We start from the raw sequence: 5,888 nt of genomic DNA on the forward strand, positions 1-5,888 counted from the left end.
GTTGAAAGTGAATTAGTAGCTAAAAAGACGATACTGCCACCTTTACCACCATCACCTCCGGCTGGTCCCCCTTTAGGTACATGGGCTTCACGACGAAAAGCAACAGTTCCATCGCCGCCTTTTCCCGCTTCAACTCTAATTTTTGCTTTATCTATAAATTGCATCTAGCCACCTCTTTTCTTATAGTATGTTATCTTTTTTAATTATAATACACGAAAAAATCCCTTTTCAGGGATTTTATTTATGCAGCAGGATATACAGAAACTTGTTTACGATTTCTTCCTAATCTTTCAAACTTAACGATTCCATCGATAGTAGCGAATAATGTATCATCGCCACCTTTTCCTACATTAGTACCTGGATGAATTTTAGTTCCTCTTTGTCTGTAAATAATAGATCCAGCAGTGCAGAATTGTCCATCTGATAATTTAGCACCTAATCTTTTTGATTCAGAGTCACGACCATTTTTAGTTGACCCAACTCCTTTTTTAGAAGCGAATAATTGTAAATCTAATTTGAACATCATTTTTTACACCTCCACAGTAGATATTTTAATATATTGTCCATAGCTTTCAACCATTGTTTCCAAGATTACCACAAGTGTCTCTAGTACCACCTGGCAAGTTTGATCGAATTGATTGATTGCTATATTGATATAACCTTCATTAACCTCGATTGTTCCTAACTGGTCAGTTAAAAAGTTTTGTTTTACTAGCATATTTAAAGTTCCAATAGCAGCAGTAGATACTCCTGCACAAACCAGATCTTTACCATACTCAGCACTTTTAGCATGACCACTGATCTCTAAGTTAACAATTTGTTTGTTTCTTTGTTTGACAGTTACTTTGATCATTAACCGTTAATTGCGTTGATAACTAATTTTGTATAAGGTTGTCTATGACCTTGTTTTTTGTGATAATGTTTTTTAGGTTTATATTTGTAAACGATAATTTTTTTACCTTTACCTTGTTTTTCAACTGTTGCATCAACAGTAGCTCCTTCGATATATGGAGCACCTAATTTAATTGATTTATCACCGATTGCTAAAACTTTATCAAAAACGTATTTTTCACCAGCTTCAACATCTAATTTTTCAACAAAAATAGTATCCCCAGCTTCAACTTTTAATTGTTTTCCACCTGTTTCAATAATTGCGTACATCTTCGCACCTCCTATAATATTTAAAATCTCAGACTCGCCAACCAAGGCAGCATTGCTTTAATACCTCTTATGCGCGGTTGTAGCTAGAGGTCTACAACAAGTGAATTATATAATTTTAACTTTGTTTAGTCAACCTTTTTTTAGTTTTTTTATTAATTCCACTAAGATCGTCCTTTCATCATAACGATGATTATTAATAATATAATAATTAACATAAGGACGATAAAAACGAAAATCATAATTTATTTTTATTTTATGATAAGGATTATTATCAATTCGCTTTAAATATAACCGAATGATCTGATAACGAAATTCTTTGATATAACCATAATTAAGATATAGTAAATAACTAAAAATAATTAAATAGCCCCATTGTAAGTATAGTACGATCAAAATCGATAAAGTTAAGATCGATATTTTAATCTGTAATCTAACTGCCTGATAATAATCTAAAACTGTCGATAACAGAAGTAACAATATTTTAGAACCATCTAAAGGATAAATTGGTAATAGATTAAATAATAATACTAAGCGATTTACAGCTAACAAATAAGTACTGTCAAAGAAAAACTTGATAAAAAAATATAGTGGTAAATGAACACATAAACCGCCTAATAATAAAACCAGTTCTTCAACAATATGATGCAAGCCGTAATCATGTAAACTTAAAAAAGCGCCAAAGGGAAAGATTTCTACTTTTTCGATTTCAAAATTAAACTTTTTTGCAAAATAATAATGACCATATTCATGAAGACAAACAATTACTAAAGCACTTAAATATTCAATTAAATTATCATTTAAATAAGCCGCTAAAAGATATAACAAAGTAAAAGGATGGACACGCCAGCTACTCCATCCCCTGGTAATCTTGATAACTAATTTCCTTACCTAAATATTCAAATTCTAAAACTAACTGATCCTGATAACTGCCTAAAATCATCCCTTCTTCTACTTCATCATATAAAGTCACCATGATATTATCAATGTTGCGATAAGTAATTTGTACTTCATCATTACCCAAAACAATTACATAACCACCAGTTTCTTCATCACTGCCGGTTTCAATCACTCGACCTTTAGCCATACTTAAAACTTCATTACTGTTATTTTTAAAATAATCGCCATCAACTTGCTGGTAGGTTACTTCACTGGAAACAGTGACTTCTTCATCAGGTAAAAAGGAAAATAATGTATCGGAAATCCAGCTTGTTACTGCTTTATAATTACTATCATTTAAGATCATTTCTTTTAATTTACTATCAGGATTTAGTTTTAAATATGATAAAGAAACTAAACCAACCACAATTACGACCATAAATTTGATCATGAAATTATAAAAACGTTTAAAATTATCGTCATTTAATGGCTGTTTAACACCCTTTCTTTTTTGGATTCTTTTTCTCACTTCATCTAAATCATTCATCACATCACCTAATTTATTATATGAATCAGGTTTAGGTAAAATTCATCAATTAAGAATAAAAAAAGCGACGCAACAAATTTTTCTTTTTATATTTAGCATAAGGAACCTGCTGTCCTAGTAAACGTTTAGAAATATTAGTAAAGCAAGTATGTAATAAATGCTGATGATTCAAAAAGATTGGTACCCCACGATTATTAGCTTCGATCATATCATGACTTTCATAAACAATTCCTAATAGCGGTAAAGATAAGATTTCTTTAGCATCATCAATCGTTAAAGAACGAGCATTTTCAATATCATCTAGATTTACTTTATTAACGATCATATTGATTGTATTGATCCCTTTTTTCATCAGCAGACCAACGACCCGATCGGCATCACGAAGCGAAGAAACATCAAGGTTAACAACGACAATTGCTTCATTAGCTAATGAAGCAGAGTATTCAAAACCTTTTTCTACTCCCGCCGGACTATCAACAATGATAAAATCATAATCTTTACTTAACTGTTCAATTAATGCATTCATGATTTTTGTATCAAGATCTTCAAATGATAAAGATTTACATGAAGGCAATAAACTCAAACCATCAATTCGTTTATCTTTAACCAGTACTTGTTCAATCGTACAGCGACTTTCAACTACATCATTTAAATCATAAACGACCCGATTTTCTAGTCCCATCATCACATCCAAATTTTTAAGACCAAAATCACCATCGATCAGACAAACTTTAAATTTAGAAAAAGCTAACGCACTAGCCAAATTAACACTGATACTGCTTTTACCTACACCACCTTTACCTGAAGTAACTACAATTACTCTAGACATAAATCATATCCCCCTTATCTAAGAATATTTGACTATCTTTATAATAAAGCATCGTTAGTTCATAACTTGTATAATTATGTCGGGAAACTCCATTAATTCTTATGTGGGCATTTTTAAAATACTGACCACTAATTTTTGCTTTAGCATTTAAACCTTCAACTAAACCACTGACTCGTCCCATGACATAAAGTTTGCCTTTAAAACGCACGATCGCTCCTGGATTGATTTGTCCAATGATCAACGCATCCTGATCCAATCCAACACCTCCCCAGCATGAATTGTTTGATTAATGACTTTGATTTTATTTTTCTTTTCACTACGATGCATATTAATTCCATCAAACAAAACAACCTGCTTTTCAAATAATAAAGTCAACAATTTTGATAATTCATGAACCGTTAAAATTCGACTTTTAAAATCAAAAAAAGCCTTTGGATAATAACCATCACATTTAAGCAACGGTGATTCCAAAAGACTTTTTAACTGATCCAATAAAATATTAAATTCCTGACTATCATCAAATACAAAAACTAAATGATTATTAACTCCTTTTACTTTGATATCCATTGACTTTACCCTCGAATCCTAATTTCTTATGGATAAAATAAACTGGTGCAATTAACAATAAATTAACGCCTAAAGTCGGCAATAACCGATTAGTTACAAACATTACTACTGATAACTGCGTCACATTAGTTATCCACATCAACCAGTATATCACGACCTCCTGGGCGATTATTGTCACAATCACAGCAATAAACATTTCTAGTAGCGTATACGCCGCCAATTTAGTATATTTCTTTCCAAAAAAAGCATACAAGCAATAAAGCAAAACATAAATCAATAAACTATTAGCATAAACAATAGCATAATATAACCCGGTTACTGTAGCAAAAATATAACGATGTTCATCCCAGATAGTATTATTTAACAACGTAAACATCATAATACCAATATATGGTGAAATAGTTATTGATAATTTATCAAAGTTATAGGGCAAATAATAACTAATCACACTATCAACGATAAAAGCCACGATCATGACTAGATAATAACGATATAACTGTTTATTCATTACTATCGCTCCTAAACACAACCGCAACGTATGATAGATCACTAAAATCAGCTGCCGGTTTTACTTGAACATTAGTTGAAGTACCATCTTCAGAAACGCTTGAACCAGAAACGGTACCAATATAGATTCCTTTAGGTGCTTTACCACCTAATCCTGATGTTATTACTTTAGCATCATCTTCAAATTTTTCAACATCATCAAATAAAGTAATGTTGAAACATTCATTTTCAATATCATAGCCCGTTAACAATCCATAAGCGTTTTGTTCGCCATTTATAATTTGGACTGGTAAAGACGAACTTGGATTTTCAGCAGTCAACAACTGCACTCTAGCAGTTACTTCAGTAACTGAAATAACTTTACCGATCATTCCTTTAGAAGAAATAACGACCATATCTTCTTTAACATCAGCCATGCTGCCAAGATCAATAGTAATTTCATTATTCCAATCATTACTTTCACGAATTATCGAAGTTGTTTTAATATTATATTCAGTTGGCAAATGATCAATATTTAACATCTCTTTTAATTCATCAATCTCATTAGCTAAAACATCGGTATTAACTTCAACACTGGCATAAGCTGAAAGCTTTGCTTTTAAAATTTTATTTTCTTCATAGACATTTTTCATTTCGTTATATTCATTAAATATATCTGTTACAAATTCAATTGGCTTTTTAATCACATAGTATTCAACAGCTGCAATTGAATCACTTATCATTCTTTCAAAAGCACCCTGAGATCTGGAAATAACTAAAGAAATAGTCGAAAATACAATTATGGAAACTGTAATAATAAAAATGATTCTTTTATTTTTTTGTTTTTTACGATTATTCAAATTATCACCTCACGTCTATATCATTATAAGACATTAATTTAAAATAATCAATTAACTTTAAACTTCTATGACTTTATTTGACTGAAAGCTGTAAAATTTATTTCGGCCAATAATTAAATGATCAATTACTTCGATATCTAACTGACTAGCAATCTCATAAATTTTCTTAGTTGCTTCAATATCTTCTAATGACGGTTTAGGATTACCAGAAGGATGATTATGAATGACCATGACGCGATTACTGCCACAAATCATTGCCTCTTTAAATAATTCCCGTCCACTAATAAATGACATATTATTGCCGCCAATAAAAACTGTTTTTTCACGAATTACTTCTAATTGCGAATTCAAACACAAGACTAATACTTTTTCCTGCTGTGCAAACATCAACTGGTTTTTGACAAACTCATACCCGTCTATTGGTTCTTTGATGATTGGATAATGACTAGGCTGCTGCTTTAACCGTTTCGCCATTTCTACGATTGCTAGAACCTCGATTGCTTTAGCCTGTTTAATTCCTTTAATATTAACTAACTGATCATAATTAATATCTTTTAAATAA

Annotated in this window: 11 protein-coding genes, 1 pseudogene and 1 other annotated feature; all 12 genes and pseudogenes read right to left on the minus strand. The window is 31.1% G+C overall.

Translation table 11 applies throughout. The features are described from left to right. Positions 1 to 164 (minus strand): annotated as a pseudogene (obgE, locus tag J7M77_RS12920) (GTPase ObgE); the annotation flags it as partial. Positions 165 to 241: 77 nt separating this feature from the next. Beyond that, positions 242 to 526 carry a 50S ribosomal protein L27 gene (gene rpmA, locus J7M77_RS12925; protein ID WP_296879233.1) on the minus strand — a complete coding sequence of 95 codons (285 nt, stop codon included), beginning with the start codon at positions 524 to 526 and terminating at the stop codon, positions 242 to 244. Positions 527 to 529: 3 nt separating this feature from the next. Continuing rightward, entirely contained in the window at positions 530 to 853 is a 324-nt protein-coding gene (locus J7M77_RS12930) for a ribosomal-processing cysteine protease Prp (RefSeq protein WP_296879235.1), read from the minus strand. After that, on the minus strand, positions 853 to 1,161 hold the full coding sequence (gene rplU, locus J7M77_RS12935; RefSeq protein ID WP_296879237.1) for a 50S ribosomal protein L21: 309 nt from the start codon (positions 1,159 to 1,161) through the stop codon (positions 853 to 855). The genes J7M77_RS12930 and rplU overlap by 1 nt, the downstream gene beginning before the upstream one ends. Before the next feature lie 20 nt (positions 1,162 to 1,181). Further along, positions 1,182 to 1,250: a sequence feature (ribosomal protein L21 leader region), on the minus strand. A gap of 40 nt (positions 1,251 to 1,290) precedes the next feature. Further along, a complete protein-coding gene (locus tag J7M77_RS12940) occupies positions 1,291 to 1,986 on the minus strand; it encodes a stage IV sporulation protein (RefSeq protein WP_296879239.1) in 696 nt (231 codons plus the stop codon). 22 nt (positions 1,987 to 2,008) lie between these two features. Beyond that, a complete protein-coding gene (locus tag J7M77_RS12945) occupies positions 2,009 to 2,584 on the minus strand; it encodes a M23 family metallopeptidase (RefSeq protein ID WP_296879241.1) in 576 nt (191 codons plus the stop codon). A gap of 49 nt (positions 2,585 to 2,633) precedes the next feature. Then, positions 2,634 to 3,413: a septum site-determining protein MinD gene (minD, locus tag J7M77_RS12950; protein ID WP_296879244.1), complete on the minus strand. Its 780-nt coding sequence runs from the start codon at positions 3,411 to 3,413 to the stop codon at positions 2,634 to 2,636. Then, positions 3,406 to 3,669, minus strand: coding sequence for a hypothetical protein (locus tag J7M77_RS12955; RefSeq protein WP_296879245.1), 264 nt, complete (start codon positions 3,667 to 3,669; stop codon positions 3,406 to 3,408). Before J7M77_RS12955 ends, minD begins: the two co-directional genes overlap by 8 nt. Continuing rightward, the gene (locus tag J7M77_RS12960) at positions 3,651 to 3,980 is read right to left on the minus strand and encodes a hypothetical protein (RefSeq protein ID WP_296879247.1); all 330 of its coding nucleotides are present in this window, start codon (positions 3,978 to 3,980) and stop codon (positions 3,651 to 3,653) included. The genes J7M77_RS12955 and J7M77_RS12960 overlap by 19 nt, the downstream gene beginning before the upstream one ends. Further along, the gene (gene mreD / locus J7M77_RS12965) at positions 3,955 to 4,488 is read right to left on the minus strand and encodes a rod shape-determining protein MreD (RefSeq protein WP_296879249.1); all 534 of its coding nucleotides are present in this window, start codon (positions 4,486 to 4,488) and stop codon (positions 3,955 to 3,957) included. Before mreD ends, J7M77_RS12960 begins: the two co-directional genes overlap by 26 nt. Next, positions 4,481 to 5,326 carry a rod shape-determining protein MreC gene (gene mreC / locus J7M77_RS12970; protein WP_296879251.1) on the minus strand — a complete coding sequence of 282 codons (846 nt, stop codon included), beginning with the start codon at positions 5,324 to 5,326 and terminating at the stop codon, positions 4,481 to 4,483. Before mreC ends, mreD begins: the two co-directional genes overlap by 8 nt. 57 nt (positions 5,327 to 5,383) lie before the next feature. After that, a partial coding sequence (locus tag J7M77_RS12975) for a RadC family protein (RefSeq protein ID WP_296879253.1) occupies positions 5,384 to 5,888 on the minus strand: 505 nt, incomplete at its 5' end.

The organism is Thomasclavelia sp. (genome assembly GCF_017889095.1).
Taxonomy (GTDB): Bacteria; Bacillota_I; Bacilli_A; order Erysipelotrichales; family Coprobacillaceae; genus Thomasclavelia.

Excerpts from the sequence above, each read along its gene's own strand:
- rplU (WP_296879237.1), bottom strand. The coding sequence starts at position 1,161 with ATGTACGCAATTATTGAAACAGGTGGAAAACAATTAAAAGTTGAAGCT.
- J7M77_RS12960 (WP_296879247.1), bottom strand. The coding sequence starts at position 3,980 with ATGGATATCAAAGTAAAAGGAGTTAATAATCATTTAGTTTTTGTATTT.
- minD (WP_296879244.1), bottom strand. The coding sequence starts at position 3,413 with ATGTCTAGAGTAATTGTAGTTACTTCAGGTAAAGGTGGTGTAGGTAAA.
- J7M77_RS12945 (WP_296879241.1), bottom strand. The coding sequence starts at position 2,584 with ATGAATGATTTAGATGAAGTGAGAAAAAGAATCCAAAAAAGAAAGGGT.
- mreD (WP_296879249.1), bottom strand. The coding sequence starts at position 4,488 with ATGAATAAACAGTTATATCGTTATTATCTAGTCATGATCGTGGCTTTT.
- J7M77_RS12930 (WP_296879235.1), bottom strand. The coding sequence starts at position 853 with ATGATCAAAGTAACTGTCAAACAAAGAAACAAACAAATTGTTAACTTA.
- rpmA (WP_296879233.1), bottom strand. The coding sequence starts at position 526 with ATGATGTTCAAATTAGATTTACAATTATTCGCTTCTAAAAAAGGAGTT.